This is a genomic window from Streptococcus anginosus (genome assembly GCF_900636475.1).
In the GTDB taxonomy this organism is placed as follows: Bacteria; Bacillota; Bacilli; order Lactobacillales; family Streptococcaceae; genus Streptococcus; species Streptococcus anginosus.
The window spans coordinates 1488718-1507754 of the sequence record NZ_LR134283.1; the positions used below are offsets into that span (position 1 = coordinate 1488718).

Consider the following 19037-nt stretch of genomic DNA (forward strand, 5'->3'; position numbering starts at 1 on the left):
AAGTTACCTCAATTTATTATTTTACCATTTTTTAAGAAAATATTATAGATGAAAGCGAAACTTTACAAAATTGTAAAGTTAGCAATTTTTCTTTTGATTTTTAATTTCTACTAATTTTTCTGAAAACTGCAAAAGTCCTTCTAAAATTTCATAATCTTTTTTATTTTTTACATCAAATATAACTTCAATCAATCCCTTATTTTCTGAAATTCTTGCTTTTAAATTTGTCACAGAAAGAGCTTCAAAGTAATCTTGAGTTAAGAAAAACTGTTGAGAAACTTTTTCAAATCGGACAATCACAGATTGTTGCTTTTTTTCAACAAGCTGGACAAAAGCTTGATCTAAATAAGACTTTACAAGGCCAATTTCTAATAAAAAGGCAACAACATCTGGATATTCTCCAAAACGATCTATCAATTCATTCTGTAATTCTTCATAATTTACACGATTGTCAATCTCGCGAATACGTTTGTAAATCTCAATTTTCTGCCTTTCATCAGTAATGTAATCGCTAGGAAGATAGGCATCAATCTGCAAATTAATTTCAGCATTTCCTTTTTGCCTTCTTTTTTCTTTACCTTGTTTTTTAGCAATAGCCTCTTCTAATAATTGAGAATACATTTCAAAGCCAACAGAATCAATAAAACCAGATTGTGAACTTCCTAAAATATTTCCAGCACCACGAATAGATAAATCTCGCATAGCAATTTTAAAACCAGAGCCTAATTCTGTAAATCCTTTTATAGTTTCCAAACGTTTTTCAGAAATTTCTGTCAAAATCTTGTCAGGACGATACATGAGATAGGCATAAGCAATACGATTACTACGACCAATACGCCCTCTTAATTGATATAAAGTTGACAATCCCATGTAATCTGCATTTTCAATAAAAAGAGTATTAACATTAGGAATATCAACACCAGTTTCAATAATAGTCGTTGTCACCAAAATATCATATTCCCCATTGATAAAATCAAGTAAAGTATTTTCAAGAAGAATTTCACTCATTTGACCATGTATATATCCAATAGAAGCTTCTGGAATCAATTCTTTCAATTCTGAAACTTTTCGCTCCATTGTGTCAACTTTATTGTAAAGATAGTAAACCTGCCCCCCTCGATCCATTTCTCTTAAAACTGCATCTCGAATAACTGTTGCATTATTTTCTAAAACATAAGTTTGAACTGGGTAGCGATTTGTTGGAGGAGTTTCAATAACTGATAAATCACGTATACCTAACATAGACATATGGAGTGTACGAGGAATAGGGGTCGCCGTCAAAGTTAAAACATCAACTTTTGTTTTCAACTCTTTTAATTTTTCTTTATGCTTAACTCCAAAACGTTGCTCCTCATCAATAACAATGAGTCCTAAATCAGCAAATACAATATCTTTTGACAGGAGACGATGCGTTCCAATAATAATATCCACCTGCCCTTTTTTTAATTTTTCTAAAATTATTTTTTGTTCTGATTTACTTTTAAAACGACTTAATACTTCAATGTTGATAGGAAAATCGTTAAAACGGTCCTTAAAGTTCGTATAGTGCTGTTGAGCTAAAACCGTAGTGGGAACTAAAATTGCCACTTGTTTATGATCATTTACTGCTTTAAAAGCAGCTCTCATAGCTACTTCCGTCTTCCCAAAACCAACATCCCCGACTAAAAGACGGTCCATAGGATGATCACTTTCCATGTCTTTTTTAACTTCTTTTATAGAACGCAACTGATCTTCTGTTTCTACATAAGGAAAATCATTATCAAATTCTTGCTGATAAGAATCATCACTAGAAAACGCAAATCCCTTTAGTTGACTTCTCTCTGCATAAAGTTTGATTAAATCCTCAGCAATGTCTTCAACTTGATGTTGTACTCTCTGTTTAGTTTTTTGAAAACGTCCATCATTTAATTTATTGATCTTAGGCGCTTTACCATCACTTGCAACATATTTAGAAAGTAGATGAATCTGATCAACAGGAATAGAAATACGATCTGCATTTTGATATTGAATAGTGAGATAATCACGATGAATTCCTGAAATTTCAATCGTCTCAATTCCTAAATATCGCCCAATTCCATGAACGTTATGAACAACATAATCTCCTTTTTCCAGCTCATTATAATTTTTCAAACGTTCAGCATTAGAAATACTTTGCCTGCGAACTTTTCGTTTTACTTTTTTTTGCAGAATATCATATTCAGTGATTAAAACAATTTTTTCGTCTACAAAATTAAATCCTTGAATTAAACGTCCTTCTACTAATTGAACAGCATGTTTATGAATTTTAGTATCATTAACATAATCAAGTGGAATTTCATATTCTTGTAAACTTTTATGTAAACTTTGTAAAGTCAATAAAGAATTTGATTGTATAATAACTGTGTAGTTAGATTTTTTATATCGACTAATTTCTTCTTTCAAAAGCTGAAATTGACTAAAAAATTCCTGCATAGGATACTGATTGAACTGATAAAGAGAATCAAATTTTAAATTTCCCAGTCCTTTATGAAAATTGGAAAAGAAGGTAGCTGGTTTATACTTTCTAAATATTGAATAAACATCTACAAAATAAGATTGATTTTCAACTGCTTTACTAGTTTGTAAATCTTCTGTCAATAAATTTGCTGTTTCTAATTGAAACTGAGCATATCTATTCATAATTTTTTGAAAATCATCAAAGAAAATTGGGCTATGTTTTGGAAGATAATCAAGAATTGTCCATTCATTTTGATAAAAATAAGACAATAATTTTCTAATATCAGCATGTTGAATTTGTTCTTTTGTACTAGCTAAAATCTCCTCTAAATAAGATTTTGAAGTTGAATCTACAGTTTTTTCTATAAGATTTTCTATTTTTTTCTGTGCACTTTTATAATCTGCTTTAGTAAATATGATATCTGTAGCAGGATGAATATGCACATGTTCTACATTTTGAATAGAAATTTGATTTTCAGGATTAAATAGACGAATACCATCAACTTCATCACCAAAAAATTCAACCCGAAAAGGCATTTGACTAGAACGCTCAAAAATATCTAAAATATCACCACGAAGACTAAACTCCCCTTGTTTCAATACTTGTGATACTTGCTTATAACCTGAATTTAGCAATTGAGAAATCAAATCTTTCAACTCATATTCTTGCCCTATTTTTAAATCAATATAAGCTGAATTGAAATTAACAGGATTGGGTAAAAATAGTTGACTAGCTGCCACATTAACTATCAAAAATCCTGATTGTTGAGAATCTAATAAAAAATCTAGAGCTTCCAAACGAGAAAAAATCTTTTCTTGAGAAGAAAAAACAAACTCAGCTAACGGAGTATCATCTGCAAGAAATGTATAGACCCTCTCTTCTCCCACCAAGCCAATCAGATCACTAGAAAGTCTTTCTGCTTCACTATAAGTAGACGTTAAAATCAAAATTTTGTGATTCTCCTCTACACAAGAGGCCATTGTAATAGCCTTAGTTGAAGATGACAAACCCATTAATAACTGCCGAGTTGATTTATTTAGATTTCTTTGCCAATCAACTATTTGTTTATTTTGATTAAATAACTCAATAATATCCATCTTTTTATCCATTGTATTGTTGCATTGTTTGTTCAAAATTATTAGACTGTAAATAATAATTTACAGCACTGTCAACTTTGTCAAGTGTATTTAAAATTATAGCATAGTCTCCTTTTGAAAATTTTCCTAACACATGGTGAATAATGGTTATATTATTTTCTGGACGACCAATACCAATTTTAATTCGTTTAAATTCTTGGGTTCCTATATGTTTTATAATTGATTTGATGCCATTGTGACCACCAGCTGATCCTTTTGCTCTAAGTCGTATTTTTCCTACTTCCATATCTAAGTCATCATAGATAACCACTAAATCTTCAATATCTAGACCATAATAAGATAGAAGAGCATGAACAGCCTTTCCACTCTCATTCATAAAGGTCGTTGGTTTGACAAAATACACTTTCTCACCATTAAAAAATGTAGAAGCTATTTCTGCTTGAAAAATTTTATCAGTTGTAAACTTTAAATTTTGTTCTTTACACATTTTGTCAATTAGCATAAATCCGACATTATGTCTTGTTTCAAAATATTTTTCTCCAGGATTTCCTAATCCTACAATCATCTTTACCATTTTTTACCTCTAAAAAGACCAAAAGGGCTGGAAAAGTTTTTCCAACCTTGTTTATATTTAATTTACAATGCTTTACACATTAAATCTAAATTCCATAATATCGCCATCTTGAACGATATATTCTTTTCCTTCTTCACGCAGTCGTCCTGCTTCTTTGACTGCTTTTTCACTGCCATATTTCACTAAATCATCATAAGACATGGTTACAGCACGGATGAAGCCTTTTTCAAAGTCTGAGTGAATAATTCCAGCTGCTTGTGGTGCTTTCATGCCACGTCTAAATGTCCAAGCTCGAACTTCCTTTTCTCCTGCTGTAAAATAAGTTCCAAGTCCTAATAAATGATAAGCTGCTCTGGTTAATTTGTCAACCCCAGATTCATTCAAGCCCATTGCTTCAAGAAATTCAACTTTATCTTCATCATCTAGCTCAGAAATTTCTTCTTCAGCACGCGCAGATATAACAACTACCTCTGCATTTTCAGTTGCTGCAAACTCGCGAATTTGTTGAACATACTCAATATTATCCGGATCTGCTACCTCGTCTTCACCAACATTCGCAACATAAAGCACTGGTTTTGTAGTCAATAAAAATAATTTTTTGACAATTTTTTGTTCTTCTTCATCAAATTCAATGGTACGCGCTGATAAACCATTTTCTAAAACTGGTTTAATTTTTTGCAAAACATGAAATTCAGCTACTGAATCTTTATCTTTTTGGGTTCGAGCAACTTTTTCCACACGTGCATAGCGTTTGTTGATACTTTCTAAATCTGCTAAAATCAGCTCAAGATTAATCGTTTCAATATCAGCCATTGGGTCAACAAAATTTGACTCACGTCCTTGTTCCCGCATAACATTTTCATCATCAAAAGCCCGAACCACATGAACGATGGCATCTACTTCACGAATATTAGCTAAAAATTTATTTCCAAGACCTTCTCCTTTTGAAGCACCTTTTACAATTCCTGCAATATCTGTAAACTCAAAAGTTGTTGGCACTTTTTTCTGTGGTTTGATAAGTTCTGTTAATTTATCCAAACGAGCATCTGGAACTTCTACCCGTCCAACATTAGGGTCAATTGTTGCAAAGGGATAGTTAGCTGCCTCTGCTCCTGCTTTTGTAATTGCATTAAATAAAGTGGATTTTCCAACATTAGGTAATCCTACAATTCCTGCTGTTAAAGACATTTCGCTCTTCCTTTCATCTTTTCAGTTCAATAAACCATTATACCATATTTACAACTATTTGACTTATAACTTCATCATTTTTGAAAAATGTTGTATTTTCCCAATTAAAATATTATAATTTTATTAAGTGACAGGAGGGAATACTATGAAAAAAGGATACTTTAAACAATTATTGATTAGCTTCCTAGCAATTATTTCACTAATCATTCTTGGAGCATGTGGAGCTCAGGAAAAAACAATGTCATTTCAAAGAATTGATCAAAGTTTACAATATGACTTACGATTAACTTATTATTATAAAGGAGATACTGTCACAAAACAAACTACTAATTCATTTTTGTCTTATAAAACCTTAGGAGCTACTAAAAAAGAAGATGTTAAAGACAGAATTGATAAAGCTTCTCAAATGTATCAAAATATTAAGGGAATTAAAGAAAAAGTCACTTATGAAGAAAAGGGAGTTAAGGAAACTGTAGAAATTAACTTTAATAAAGTAGACTTTGATAAATTAGCAACCTTGCCTGGAATGTATACAGATAAGAATACGAGAAAAACTAAAAAAGTTAGTATGAAAGCTAGTAAAGAACTCTTAACAAGTAAAGGTTTTAAAGAAATTACGGACGGTAAATTTGAAAAATTAAAATAAAATTATGAAAAGGTGCTAAGAAATCAATTTCCTAGCACTTTTTTTAGTTTTCGTTCAAAATCATATCGGCTCATCATCACAATATGATGACAATTTGTACAGCAAATTTTAATATCCGCACCCACTCGAATAATTTCCCAACGATTTGCTTTTTTGCCTGTAGATTTGATTGTACAGGCATGTGGTTTTTTCATTTCAACAAAATTTCCTACATCATACATTAGTTTGTTCTCACTGGCGTAATCAATTGAATAAAGTTTTCTGTGTCATCGCTTGGTATCAAAGTAAATGGACGAACAGCTGAAATAAAGCTGATTGTAACTTTTTCACTATTAATAGCTTTCAATGAATCAATTAAATAAGTTGGATTAAAACTGATGGTTAAATCTTGACCTGAAATACTTTCAGTATCAATTTCTTCATTCACACGTCCAACTTCAGGAGAGTTCACATGTGCACTAACTACACCATTTATAATTTCTAATTTAACTGTTCCATTTTGAGTCGCATTTGAAAGAAGACGTGCACGTTCCATCGCATAACGAAGATTATTTTTATCAAATGTTACGATACTAGTAAATTCTGTTGGAATTAAACGGTCGGTATCAGGATAATTTCCCTCTAACAGCCGAGTGTAGAAGCTAATATTTTCACTTCTAAAAAGCAATTGATTATTTGTGAAGTAAATCTCTACTGTTTCAATATCATCCGTAAAAACAGCTGAAAATTCGCGTAGAGAACGACTAGGAATAACAACATCAAAATTATCCCCATTTTTTTCTAAGACAATCTTCTTTTGGCTCATCCGATGAGAGTCTGTTGCAACCGTCTTTAAATTTTTATTTTCTGTTAAAACAAAATGAACCCCCGTTAAAATCGGACGACTTTCTTGTGTACTAGCTGCAAAAGCTGTCTCGTTAATAATATTTTTAAGAACACTTGTTTCAAGCATCAAAGGATTACTTGCTGAGATTTCTTGAATACGAGGGTATTGATCTGCATCTTTTCCTTTTAAGGTAATTTCTGATTTACCACTAGTTAAAACAATTTGCTTTTGCTCAATTTCTTTAAAATCAAGTGTAACATCAGGAAGACTTGATACAACATTGATGAAAAAAGTTGCTTCAAGCAAAATAGAGCCTGAAGATGTCACTAAAAGCCCTGCATTTTCGTTTTTAATTGAAATAAAATTTTCAATAGAGATTTGTCCATTTGAACCAATTAATGTAATTCCTTCATTTGTAACATCAATTTTTACTGTAGAAAGAATGGGAATAGCATTTTTAAGACTAATAGCGCGTTTGGTTGTATTTAAAGCTTGTAAAAATAAATTTTTATTGATTGAAAAGTTAATCATAGACACTCCTTTTATTATTTTATGATTATTAAGTTAATAGTAATAGTAGTTTGTGTGAAACTTGTGGAAAAGTTTCCTAATTAGCGATAGAACACAAAAACAGACCTGTTTATAAATTGTGAATAACTTTAACATTTTTTCTGCAATTATCCACAGTTATCTGATTTTATTTTTTATGTTTTCTATTTCTAATCGAAGATTATCATCCGTTTCGAGCATTGTTTTAATTTTCCCATGAGCATGTATGACCGTTGTATGATCTTTACCGCCAAATTCTCTTCCAATTTTTGGAAGACTATTATCGGTTAATTCACGGGCCAAATACATAGCTACTTGTCTAGCAAGGACAATATTTTGAACCCGACGACTTCCTTTCATTTCTTTAACGCTAACTCCATAGAAATTTCCAACTTCTGTTTGGATTTTATCAATTGGAATAACTAAAATTTGACTTGCATCTTGTTTTCGAGCTCGAATAGCTTCAGCAGCAGCGTCAATTGTAATTTCTTTCAGATTTTTTACTCTAGCCATAAGAGAAATATCATTTAGAGCACCTTCTAAATCTCGCACATTTGAATCAAATTGACCTGCTAGATATTCTAAGGTATCATTTGGAAAAATGTAATCTAAATCTTCTATCTTATTGCGTAAAATAGCGATTCTTGTTTCAAAATCAGGTGGAGTAATGTTTTGAGTTAATCCCCATTTGAAGCGCGTGACTAAACGTTCTTCAAGATTATCCAGATGATCAGGACTTCGGTCGCTTGTTAAAACAATTTGTTTATTATCTCCGTGCAAAGCATTAAAGGTATTGAAAAATTCTTCTTGAGTAGAAACTTTTTTTCCTCCTAAAGATTGAATGTCATCAATCAATAAGAGATCAAGGCTACGATAAGTTCTCTTAAAACTTTCCATTTCACCTAATCGAAGATGTTCTAAAAAGTCGTTGATAAAAGTCTCAGCAGGAATGTATTTCACTCTAGCATCAGGAATATTTTCTAAAATTTGATTTCCAATTGCATTTAGTAAATGGGTTTTTCCTAATCCTGGTCCACCATAGATAAACAATGGATTATAAGTTGTTGCTAAATTTTCAGAAACAGCGAGTGCCGCCGATAGAGCCCAAACATTTCCATCACCTTGAACAAAATTATCAAATGTATATTTTGCTTTTAACCCAGTTTCAACAGGAGGAAGACTTGGTTTAACTACTGAATGATTTGTATTTGTTGATTGAGTAACTTCATCATTTTCCTCTTGAAAGATATAGTGTACGGTAATTTGGTCATTATAAATTTCAAAACCTGCAGTAATGATGACATCTGCTAAATTTTGATCCCAAAATAATTGTTTGACAGGACTGTCAAGAAGTACAGTAGCTTGAAAATTTTCAACTTTCATTAACCGAGCTCCTGAAACAAAATAATCATATGTATTTTTTTTGATTTGTTTTTGAGCCAATTCTAAAACACGCGCCCAAAAATTAGCTTCTTGTGACATAAAACCCCTCCTTCCTTGCTAATAAATTCTTCGTTATATTTAATTATCCATAGAAGTTATTTTAACATAAAACGCAAAAGTTTTCCACAATCTGTGGAAATAAATTCACATTGTTCTTTAAAGTTTTCCACAGATTGTGAATAAAGGAGTTTTTCTGTGATTTATTAAGTTTTTCTTATAAAATAAGAGTGGATAACTCTGTGACTTGAAAGAATAAAAATAACAGCCTTATTTAAAGCTGTCAATAATTCTTTGATATTCTTCTAGGTTTGAAAAATGAATACAAATTTTCCCTGATTGAGATTGTTCAGAAAATTGAAGAGAAATCTCTGTACCAAATATCTTTTTTAATCTTTTTTCTTCCTCTTTGAGGAAGAGATGATGTTTATTTTTTGTTACAGTTTTTGTCTGTTGGGAATGCAATTGTTTTTCTAGCTGTCGAACTGAAAGGCTTTGAGATAAGATTTTATCAAACCACTGATTTTGCTCTTTTTCTGAGAGATTAATGAGCAGACGAGCGTGTCCCTGAGAAATATTTCCTTCTTTTATCGCTTCGATAATATTGAGAGGTAAATTTAATAACCGAACGGAATTTGTAATATAAGGACGTGATTTTCCCATAGTTAGAGCGATTTCTTTATGTGTCAACCCTTTGTCAATCAAATATTGATAAGATTGTGCTTCTTCTATAGGATTTAAATCTTCTCGTTGTAAATTTTCAATGATGGCTTGCTTCATCATTTCATCATCTGTTACTTCTTTTATAATAGCTGGTATATTTGTTAAGCCTGCTAATTTAGCAGCTCTAAAACGCCTTTCACCAGCTAACAATTCATAACCAATTATCGGAGATTTTCGTACAATGATGGGCTGAATAATCCCATGTTCTTTTATAGAACTAGCAAGTTCAGCAATTTTTTCTTCTGAAAATTCTTTTCTTGGTTGATAAGGATTTGTTTGGATGTCATTAAGTGTGATATATTGATATTTTTCCATGTTTATATAGAATAACACACCTTTACAATTCTGTAAAGATGTGTTAATAAAGTGTCAATTATTTGAATCTAAATCTTTTGTAGATTTTGTAAGCTTAATGGTAGTAGTAGTTTCTTTTCCATCACGATAGAAAGTGATTTTTATGTTGTCACCAATTGAATGTTTGTATAAAGCGGATTGTAAATCACTTGTTGAAGAAATTTCTTTATCATCTACTTTTGTAATCACATCATATTTTTGAAGTTTTCCTTCAGCTGGCATTCCAGATTGAGCTGAACGTACGACAACTCCACTAGTTATTTTTGATGGAAGTTTTAAGCGTGATAGATCTGAACTAGACAGATTAGTGATGTCAATCATTTGGATTCCTAGAGCTGGTCGTGTAACAGTTCCATTTGCTTCTAACTGGTTAATAATGTTTATAACATCATTAGATGGAATAGCAAATCCTAATCCTTCAACCGAAGTTCCGCCGTTGCTAGCTATTTTACTTGAAGTAATACCAATTACTTGTCCTTGGATATTCACAAGTGGTCCACCAGAGTTCCCTGGGTTAATAGCTGTGTCTGTTTGAATAGCTTGTGTTGAAATCGTTTGTCCGTCTTCAGATTTTAAAGAAACATTACGATTTAAACTAGAAATAATTCCTTGCGTCACAGTGTTAGCGTAATTTGATCCGAGCGGACTTCCAATCGCAATAGCTGTCTCACCAACCGTCAATTTACTAGAATCTCCAAATTCAGCAACTGATTTTACTTTATCAGCACTAATTCGAACAACGGAGATATCAGAATAAGTATCTGACCCTACAATTTCTCCAGGAACTTTATTACCATCTGCTAAACGAATGTCAACTTTTTTAGCACCACTGATAACGTGAGTATTGGTTACTAAGTAAGCGTATTTTCCATCTTTTTTATAAATAACCCCAGATCCTTCGCTAGCTACTTGTTGAGAATTATCATTGTTATTATTTGAATCATCATTTCCAAACACGCTGTTTTGTGAATTATTATTAGCATAGGTAATAACGGATACCACAGCATCTTTCACTTTACTCACAGCTTGTGTTGTGGAATTTGTATTTTTATAAGCAGTAGTAACTTGATTAACTTTAGTCGTTGTAGAGCTATTTGTTGATAATTTAGATGAAGTTAAGTTTCCAAGTAAACCACCGATAAAACCTATAGCTAAGACCATGAAAAGCAATAACAATTTTTTTGTGAAATTTGAAGAGTTTTTCATATCTTCCTCCTAGTTATTTCAATTACTGAAAGTATAAAGAATTTAACTTAATTATAGCTTAAATGTTTTATCTTTTCCACAAATTGTGGATAACTTTTAAAATCTGTGATTTTCTAAGTCATTTATAAGGTAATTTAATTTTTTATACTGTGAATAAGGTGTGAAATAATTGTGGATATGGTAGAATAGAAATATGAAAATAAAACTTGTAACTGTTGGAAAATTAAAAGAAAAATACCTTAAAGATGGAATAGCAGAATATATAAAACGTTTAGGACGCTTTACTAAATTTGAGATGATTGAACTTCCAGATGAAAAAACACCTGATAAGGCAAGTCACTTAGAAAATCAACAAATTCTTGACAAAGAAGGGACTCGTATTTTATCGAAAATTAATGATAAAGAATTTGTGATTGTTTTAGCTATTGAAGGGCAACAATTTCCGTCAGAAGAATTCAGTAAGAGATTAAGCAATGTGACTGTTCGTGGATTTTCGGATATTACTTTTGTGATTGGTGGGAGTCTTGGTCTGTCTACTGCTGTCAAAAAAAGAGCTAATTTGATGATGAGTTTTGGAAAATTGACACTTCCTCATCAGTTAATGCGATTAGTTTTAGTAGAACAAATTTATCGAGCATTTATGATTCAACAAGGAAGTCCCTATCATAAGTAATCTTGACGTCATAGGCTTTTTTTGTTAAAATGATAGAGCATTGGTCTCATAGCTCAGCTGGATAGAGCATTCGCCTTCTAAGCGAACGGTCGCAGGTTCGAATCCTGCTGGGATCATATAAGAAAAGGGCACGGGAAAGCGTGCCTTTTTCTATAACTGGATAAAGAAGTCTTTTGAGATGTAAAAATGTGTCGTTTAGAGTTTTTTTCAATTTATTTATGAAGACTTTGTATAATTACCTTGTAAGATTTCTTACAAAAAACAAACATTAAGGAGAAATTATGAAAAAGTTGTTTGCTAAAAAAGAGGTAGTAAAAAAGGAAGTTGTAGAATTTAAAGAACTGAATGATGAGCAGTTAGATAAAATCATTGGTGGGGATAGTCGAATCAGAATGGGATTTGATTTTTCAAAACTTTTTGGTAAATAATTATTTAGGAGAATAATATTGTGAAAATAGAATTTATACATTGGATTATTTTCTCAATTATAGAAGCTGTTTCTGTTGTATATTGCTATAAGAAAATAAGTAGAGTGAATAAAGTGAATATTCACTTTACTTTGTTGTGTTTAGGAATTGTATTTTCAACTGATTTCACTACTTTAATACATTATTCCATTAGATATATGATGTTTTTTATTCAACCATTATTTTTTTATTTATATTTTTTTAAAGTAAAAAAAGTTAAAAAACACCTTTCTGTATTTTTAGCATTATTTTTATCTTTAGCTGTGTCAAGTTCTGAAACCTTCTTTTCAGTCATTATTTCTTCTGTTACAGGTGATAAGTTTGTTGATAGATATTGGGGATTGTTCTATATTTTTATTAATATTATTTCTTTAGTTTTCATTTTAAAAGCAATTGATTATTTTAAGTTTAATTTTAAATATTTTAAAAAGATAGATTTTAAAGAAAATATTGTACAATTAAATTTTTATCTATTATTTATTCATCTTTTATTAAATGTATCGCATTGGCTTAGTAACATGAAAAATTTAAATAGTTTTTCTAGTATGATTGCTACAATTTGCTTTTTAATGTTTATGTCAATTTTGTTCTACTTACAATCTATTCGCGAAAAGTATGAAAAAGAAGAACAAATTAAACAAAAAGAACGAGAACAATTACAATTACAAAAATATACAGATGAAATTGTGAGTCTGTATAATGAAATTCGAGGCTTTCGCCATGATTATGGAGGAATGTTGGCAAGCTTCCAATCGGCCATTCATACAGGTGATATAAAAGAAGTAGAGCGAATTTATCAGGAAGTACTAGTAAATGCTAATTTACAACTTCGTTCAGATAAATATACGTATTTTGATTTAAATAATGTTGGAGATTCAGCACTTAGAAGTGTTATGACACAAACCTTATTTAAGACGCGTGACTATAATATAGAATTAACATTTGAAGTAAAAGATTTTGTCAACCCCTTGCCGATTAAATTGTTAGATTTGGTTAGAATGACAAGTGTCCTTTTAAATAATGCAATAGAGGGAGCGGCAGAAAGTTATCAAAAAACGATGAATGTTTCTTTAGTAGATCTGGATACAGAAACAATCTTAGTTATTCAAAATTCACGTAAGAAACGACCGCTAGATTTAGAAGAGATTTACCAAACTGATTTTTCAACAAAGGGTGAAGGACGCGGTTTAGGCTTAAGCAATATCAAAGAAATTATTAACAACTATGAAGGAATTATCCTCGATACTAAAATTGAGGATGAATATTTTACACAAGTAATGAGAGTGCGGAAAGAAGGGTTATAATGAAAGTATTAGTATTAGAAGATGAAATTTCACATCAAGTAAGAATGGAAACAACTTTGGCAGAAATTGCGAAAGAAATGGGAATTACAATAAAGGTTAAAGTAACTGGTAAAGTAAGAGAATTTAAAGAATATATTGAAAATGATGAGGTGAATCAATTATATTTTTTAGATATTGATATCAAAGGAGAGGAAACAAAAGGTTTAGAAATAGCAAAATTTATACGTCATCACAATCCGTATGCCATTATTGTTTTTGTTACAACAAAATCAGAATTTGCTACGATGACCTTCAAATATAAGGTATCTGCACTGGATTTTGTTGATAAAAATTTGAGTGATGTTGCTTTTAAAAAACGTATAAAAGACAGCATTGAGTATACAAAAGCAACATTGATTGAAAATAAAGATATGGTGGATTATTTTGAATATAGCTTTCGTGGCGGAGAGGTTAGAATGCCTTTTAATGACATTTTATATATTGAAACGACAGGCTCTTCTCATAAATTAAGAATTGTCGGTAAAAACTTTTTTAAAGAATTCTATGGCACTATTGCAGATATTCAAGAAAAAGATAAAGAAACAAGACGTTTCTTTTCACCTCATAAATCCTACCTAGTCAATATTGGAAACATCAAAGGTTATGACAAAAAAATGCGAGAAATAATTTTTTATGAAGATCATCGTTGTCCGATTACTCGAATGAAAATTGGAAAATTAAAAGCTATTTTAGAGGAATTAAAAGGATAAATAGAATAGATAATGAAATAGCAAATATAGTTAAATTTTTAAATAAAAACTATTGACAAAGTTCTCCAAACTGGTATAATAGTATATGTTCTGTGAAAGAACATATATGGTCCGTTGGTCAAGGGGTTAAGACACCGCCTTTTCACGGCGGTAACACGGGTTCGAATCCCGTACGGACTATATCATCCGGCATAGCTCAGTTGGTAGTAGCGCATGACTGTTAATCATGATGTCGTAGGTTCGAGTCCTACTGCCGGAGCTACTAAGCATTCTTTAGGAATGCTTTTTTTACATTGTAAAAATATAATAAAAACCAAACTGTTTTCTTGTGCAGTTTGGTTTTTCAATTATAACGATTTTTTCTTACGTATCTTATTGTAAATTATAAATAACGCGATTCCAGATAAAAATGCTGTACTACCTTCTTTAAGACCATTTGGGATAAATGTCAGTTTTATTTTTCCTGCGCCTTTTTTGACATCAATTTTCATAAAGCCATTTTGTGCTCTTGAAATTTTAATTGATTTTCCGTTTTGTGTGGCAGTCCAACCTTTATCATAAGGAATTGTGAAGAATAAAGAACTATCTCGTTGAGCTTGATAATGTGCTGTTATTGTATTATGTTTTGTTGTCACAGATACTTTTTGTCGTTGAATCTTGTTTATCGCTTGTTGAAAATGACTGGTGTCAAGCTTATAAAATTCAGGACTATCAAATGAAACTTTTGAATTATCTGGGAAAGATATTTTAACGGTTATGATTTGTTTTTGCTTAAAATAACCAAGATTAAAAAATGGAAAAACATTGTTGGTACCATAATGCATTTTTTGATTGTTATTTACAGTTATGTCAACTGATTTTTGGTTATCATTTGAGAAAGTTAAGTTTGGCAAAGTTAAATAAACTTGACTATTTGCTGGAACTTCTAAAGTGTAAGTGATGCTGGCAAAAGAGTCATAACTTTCTTTATCTACTTCTGCAGCTATTCTATTTCCAACTTGCTTAACATTATGATTACTTGTAGGAGATAATCTGTGATAGTATTTTAAATTTAATCCAGAAAGCTGATTGAGAAAACGAGTTTGATTATCTAATGTTAAGTGATTAAACTTTACATCTCTGTAAATTGAATTTGTTAAAAATGCTAGTGAATTAGCATTTTTATTTTCATAAAGTGTTAAATTATCTTTCGTTTTAATGGAAGTAAAACCATATTTTTGAGGATTGTTTGTTGAAATATTATATTTTACACCCAATAAGCTATCCATAAGGATACTATTGTTTTGGTAACGTAAATTTAAATTAGTTCCAGATGACTTAAAACCTAATTTATCAAGAATAGAACTAGCTGCAGTATTGCGGACAGAAGAAAATTGTGAGATACCATTATAATTGTATTTCATACTGTCATTTCCGGTTTGAATAGCTAATTTTTCAGTTCTAAAGAAATTTGAGTTTTTCTTTTTACTATATTTAACGAGCGAATCAATAGCTGTTAAATCTTGTTCATAAGCATTTCTACTTGCAAAGACCCATTCTTTTGCAATTCCTTCCATTTGATAAAAACTATTTAAACTTAGTTCGAAGCAAACAAATAATAAAGTAGAAACAGTAAATATTTTAACAGAAATATATTTTTTTGCATAAGCCCAAGAAATTAAAAGATAAGCGACTAAAAATTCTAATGTTAAGATGAAATTAACAGAACCTAAAAATTTATAATGCTTCTTAAAAATAAAAGTAGCAATAAAACCAAGTCCTAAGATAGAAAAACTGGCTAGAATGTTTGTGAATTTAATTTCTTTTAGACGCTCCAAACTTTCAGCCGCTAAGAAAATAATGACAGTAGAAAAAGTCCAAGAGTAACGATGTAGGAACATATTTGGCGCGTGCATACCTTGCCAGAGCAGATCCAAAGGCTGTAAGTAAAAACTAGCTACTAAGAATATAATTAAAATAACATAGGAAAGTTTCACGTGAAACTTAATAGACTTTAAAGTGAAGAAGAGAATCGCTAGTAATAATGGAACAAGCCCAACATAAATCATCGGAATAGAGCCATATTTAGTTGTGTCAAAAGATCCAACAAAGTTTTTGGCAAAAATATCTAAATACCAGCTTTTTTCAGTCAGTAAGGTTGTCACTTTTGTTAATTTCTCACCATGAGTTTTTAAATCTAGAAAGGTTGGTAGAATCATGATGAGACTCATTATCCCAGCTAAAATTGATACAATTGTAAAGTCCAGGAAAGATTTAATCCTAGTTTTAAAATCCCATGAAATTTGAACAATATACCATAGAATAAGAAAGAGAACCATCATGTATCCAAAATAATAATTTTGAATGAAAAGAATTGACAAAGCTGTAAAGTAAAGAACACGTCTTTTTTGAGTAATCAACTGATGTAAACCAAGTAAAATAAGTGGAATAATAATGAAGACATCTAGCCAAGTTTTTATTTCAAGTTGACTAACTGCAAAACTCATTAGAGCGTAGGAAGTTGACAGTATTAATATAAGATAAGGAGAAATTTTTTTAAAGATACCTTTAATACTGATGAAACAAGTTAATCCCATCAAACCAAACTTTATCAAAGTAAATAAGTATACTTCATCTGGCATATTTTTTAAATTGAAAAAGTAAACTAAAGGTGATAAGAAACTTCCAAGATAATAGCTAGATAAAGCATAAAAATTTAATCCAAGTCCACTTGTAAACGTGTAAAAAATACTGTCTGTACCATGCAAAATATTTCTTAAAGTAACATCGAAAATGACATACTGATGAAAACCATCTCCCAAAAGTGGAGAAGTGTCACTTTTCCAATAGATTCCATTTATAAGGTAAGTTATAAACAGAATCAAAAATGGAATAAAAAAGGCTACCAAATAATAATTTTTGAAGAGTTTTTTGATTTTTTTCATAAGCTATCGTAAAATACTAAAATTTAAGGAACTGAATCTTTCATCAGCTCCTATTTTTTGAAAAGTTTAACCTTTCCAAAGACTATTGACTTTTTCTTGTACTTCTTGATTTTCTAAAAATTCATCATAGGTTTCGTCAATACGATTAATGACACCATTTTTAGAAAGAACAATAATATGATTAGCAAGTGTCTGGATAAATTCATGATCGTGGCTAGCAAAAATAATAGATTCTTTAAAGTTTTTCAGACCGTCATTTAGGCTAGAAATAGATTCTAAGTCTAAGTGGTTGGTTGGATCATCTAGTACTAAAACGTTTGATTTGAGAAGCATAAGTTTTGACAGCATGACACGAACCTTTTCACCACCTGACAAGACGTTGACAGACTTGTTAACCTCATCACCAGAGAAAAGCATACGACCTAGAAATCCTCGAAGGAAGGTGTTGTCATCTTCTTCTTTACTTGCAAATTGACGGAGCCAGTCAAGAATAGATTCACCGCTGGAAAAATCTTTGCTATTGTCTTTTGGTAAATAAGATTGACTAGTTGTAATACCCCACTTGACAGTTCCTTCATAGTCAATATCTCCCATAATAGCTCGAATCAAAGCAGTTGTTTGAATGTCATTTTGTCCAATCAAGGCTGTCTTGTCACCCGGACGCAAGATAAAGCTGATGTTGTCAAGGATGACTTCGCCGTCAATCTTGACAGAAAGGTTTTCGACTGTCAAGAGGTCATTTCCGATTTCGCGTTCGGCTTTGAAGTTAATAAATGGATATTTACGGCTTGATGGGACAATTTCTTCCAGTTCAATTTTGTCAAGCATTTTTTTACGAGAAGTTGCTTGCTTAGATTTTGAAGCATTAGCAGAGAAGCGAGCAACAAATTCTTGCAGTTGTTTGATTTTTTCTTCTGCTTTAGCATTACGGTCTGCTAAGAGTTTAGCAGCTAATTCACTAGATTCTTTCCAAAAATCATAGTTACCAACATAGAGTTTGATTTTGCCAAAGTCTAAATCAGCCATGTGTGTACACACTTTGTTGAGGAAGTGACGGTCGTGGGATACAACGATAACGGTATTTTCAAAATCAATCAAAAAATCTTCTAACCAAGAGATGGATTGAATGTCAAGACCGTTGGTCGGTTCGTCTAGCAGCAGAACATCTGGTTGACCAAATAGAGCTTTAGCAAGGAGAACTTTTACTTTATCTCCATTAGATAATTCACTCATATTTTGATAGTGAAGATTTTCTGGGATATTCAAGTTCTGGAGGAGTTGAGAGGCTTCACTTTCAGCCTCCCAACCACCTAACTCAGCAAATTCACCTTCTAACTCAGCTGCTCGGACACCGTCTTCATCAGAAAAATCAGGTTTCATGTAAATGGCATCTTTTTCTTTCATAATGTTATAAAGATGCTCATTTCCCATGATAACTACATCAATCACTCGTTCTTCTTCATAATCAAAGTGATTTTGACGAAGGACTGAGAGACGTTCGTCTGGTCCGAGTGAAATATTTCCAGTAGTTGGTTCGATATCTCCAGCTAGGATTTTTAAAAACGTTGATTTTCCTGCACCATTAGCACCAATTAAACCATAAGTATTTCCTTTTGTAAATTTGATATTCACATCATCAAATAATTTTCGATCACTAAAGCGTAGTGATACATCTGATACTGTAAGCAATATTTTTCTCCTAATTCTGTAATTAGTTTCATTTTACTAGAAAATTTGACTTTTTTCAAATGATTCGGGGATAAAATATGACATTTTAGAATATTGATAAGTAAGAGAAATTTCAAAAATTTATAATGAATTTAGAATATTTTTAGGAGGAG

15 protein-coding genes and 3 tRNA genes are annotated in these 19037 nt (G+C 31.2%); 8 read left to right on the plus strand and 10 right to left on the minus strand.

What is annotated here, in order from left to right:
• Window positions 1-78: 78 nt before the first annotated feature.
• The 3 genes from mfd to ychF form a co-directional block, all read right to left on the minus strand.
• On the minus strand, window positions 79-3585 hold the full coding sequence (gene mfd / locus EL079_RS07355) for a transcription-repair coupling factor (RefSeq protein ID WP_026248197.1): 3507 nt from the start codon (window positions 3583-3585) through the stop codon (window positions 79-81).
• The gene (gene pth, locus EL079_RS07360; protein ID WP_003032454.1) at window positions 3578-4147 is read right to left on the minus strand and encodes an aminoacyl-tRNA hydrolase; all 570 of its coding nucleotides are present in this window, start codon (window positions 4145-4147) and stop codon (window positions 3578-3580) included. The genes mfd and pth overlap by 8 nt, the downstream gene beginning before the upstream one ends.
• Before the next feature lie 72 nt (window positions 4148-4219).
• The gene (gene ychF, locus EL079_RS07365; RefSeq protein ID WP_003032450.1) at window positions 4220-5335 is read right to left on the minus strand and encodes a redox-regulated ATPase YchF; all 1116 of its coding nucleotides are present in this window, start codon (window positions 5333-5335) and stop codon (window positions 4220-4222) included.
• A gap of 145 nt (window positions 5336-5480) precedes the next feature.
• Here ychF and EL079_RS07370 point away from each other — a divergent pair, with 145 nt between their 5' ends.
• A complete protein-coding gene (locus EL079_RS07370; RefSeq protein ID WP_003032448.1) occupies window positions 5481-5981 on the plus strand; it encodes a YehR family lipoprotein in 501 nt (166 codons plus the stop codon).
• Between the two features lie 23 nt (window positions 5982-6004).
• Here the strand turns inward: EL079_RS07370 and EL079_RS07375 are convergent, their stop codons facing one another.
• The 5 genes from EL079_RS07375 to EL079_RS07395 all read right to left on the minus strand — a co-directional run bounded on the left by EL079_RS07375 (window position 6005) and on the right by EL079_RS07395 (window position 11079).
• Entirely contained in the window at window positions 6005-6202 is a 198-nt protein-coding gene (locus EL079_RS07375; protein ID WP_003032456.1) for a DUF951 domain-containing protein, read from the minus strand.
• The gene (gene dnaN, locus EL079_RS07380; RefSeq protein WP_003032449.1) at window positions 6202-7338 is read right to left on the minus strand and encodes a DNA polymerase III subunit beta; all 1137 of its coding nucleotides are present in this window, start codon (window positions 7336-7338) and stop codon (window positions 6202-6204) included. Before dnaN ends, EL079_RS07375 begins: the two co-directional genes overlap by 1 nt.
• 156 nt (window positions 7339-7494) lie before the next feature.
• Window positions 7495-8838 carry a chromosomal replication initiator protein DnaA gene (gene dnaA, locus EL079_RS07385; protein ID WP_003032031.1) on the minus strand — a complete coding sequence of 448 codons (1344 nt, stop codon included), beginning with the start codon at window positions 8836-8838 and terminating at the stop codon, window positions 7495-7497.
• Between the two features lie 228 nt (window positions 8839-9066).
• The gene (locus EL079_RS07390; protein WP_003032028.1) at window positions 9067-9834 is read right to left on the minus strand and encodes a ParB/RepB/Spo0J family partition protein; all 768 of its coding nucleotides are present in this window, start codon (window positions 9832-9834) and stop codon (window positions 9067-9069) included.
• A 54-nt stretch (window positions 9835-9888) separates the two neighbouring features.
• Window positions 9889-11079, minus strand: a complete 1191-nt coding sequence (locus EL079_RS07395) for a S1C family serine protease (RefSeq protein ID WP_003032033.1) — start codon at window positions 11077-11079, stop codon at window positions 9889-9891.
• 193 nt (window positions 11080-11272) lie between these two features.
• On the opposite strand from EL079_RS07395, the gene rlmH reads away from it, so the two are divergent.
• The 7 genes from rlmH to EL079_RS07430 all read left to right on the plus strand — a co-directional run bounded on the left by rlmH (window position 11273) and on the right by EL079_RS07430 (window position 14531).
• The gene (rlmH, locus tag EL079_RS07400; RefSeq protein WP_003032032.1) at window positions 11273-11752 is read left to right on the plus strand and encodes a 23S rRNA (pseudouridine(1915)-N(3))-methyltransferase RlmH; all 480 of its coding nucleotides are present in this window, start codon (window positions 11273-11275) and stop codon (window positions 11750-11752) included.
• A 42-nt stretch (window positions 11753-11794) separates the two neighbouring features.
• Window positions 11795-11868, plus strand: a tRNA-Arg gene (locus EL079_RS07405).
• Window positions 11869-12033: 165 nt separating this feature from the next.
• A complete protein-coding gene (locus tag EL079_RS07410) occupies window positions 12034-12180 on the plus strand; it encodes a bacteriocin (protein WP_003029519.1) in 147 nt (48 codons plus the stop codon).
• A 20-nt stretch (window positions 12181-12200) separates the two neighbouring features.
• Window positions 12201-13523 (plus strand): GHKL domain-containing protein, encoded by a 1323-nt coding sequence (locus EL079_RS07415; protein WP_221739197.1) that lies wholly within the window; start codon window positions 12201-12203, stop codon window positions 13521-13523.
• Window positions 13523-14272 carry a competence system response regulator transcription factor ComE gene (gene comE, locus EL079_RS07420; protein ID WP_018543656.1) on the plus strand — a complete coding sequence of 250 codons (750 nt, stop codon included), beginning with the start codon at window positions 13523-13525 and terminating at the stop codon, window positions 14270-14272. The genes EL079_RS07415 and comE overlap by 1 nt, the downstream gene beginning before the upstream one ends.
• A 108-nt stretch (window positions 14273-14380) precedes the next feature.
• Window positions 14381-14452: transfer RNA gene (locus tag EL079_RS07425), tRNA-Glu, on the plus strand.
• Window positions 14453-14457: 5 nt separating this feature from the next.
• Window positions 14458-14531 (plus strand) — tRNA-Asn (locus tag EL079_RS07430).
• Window positions 14532-14619: 88 nt separating this feature from the next.
• On the opposite strand, the gene EL079_RS07435 is transcribed toward EL079_RS07430, so the two are convergent.
• Together EL079_RS07435 and EL079_RS07440 are read right to left on the minus strand one after the other, a co-directional pair.
• A complete protein-coding gene (locus EL079_RS07435) occupies window positions 14620-17196 on the minus strand; it encodes a YfhO family protein (protein ID WP_018543657.1) in 2577 nt (858 codons plus the stop codon).
• 66 nt (window positions 17197-17262) lie between these two features.
• A complete protein-coding gene (locus EL079_RS07440; protein WP_003030724.1) occupies window positions 17263-18885 on the minus strand; it encodes an ATP-binding cassette domain-containing protein in 1623 nt (540 codons plus the stop codon).
• Window positions 18886-19037: the final 152 nt, after the last annotated feature.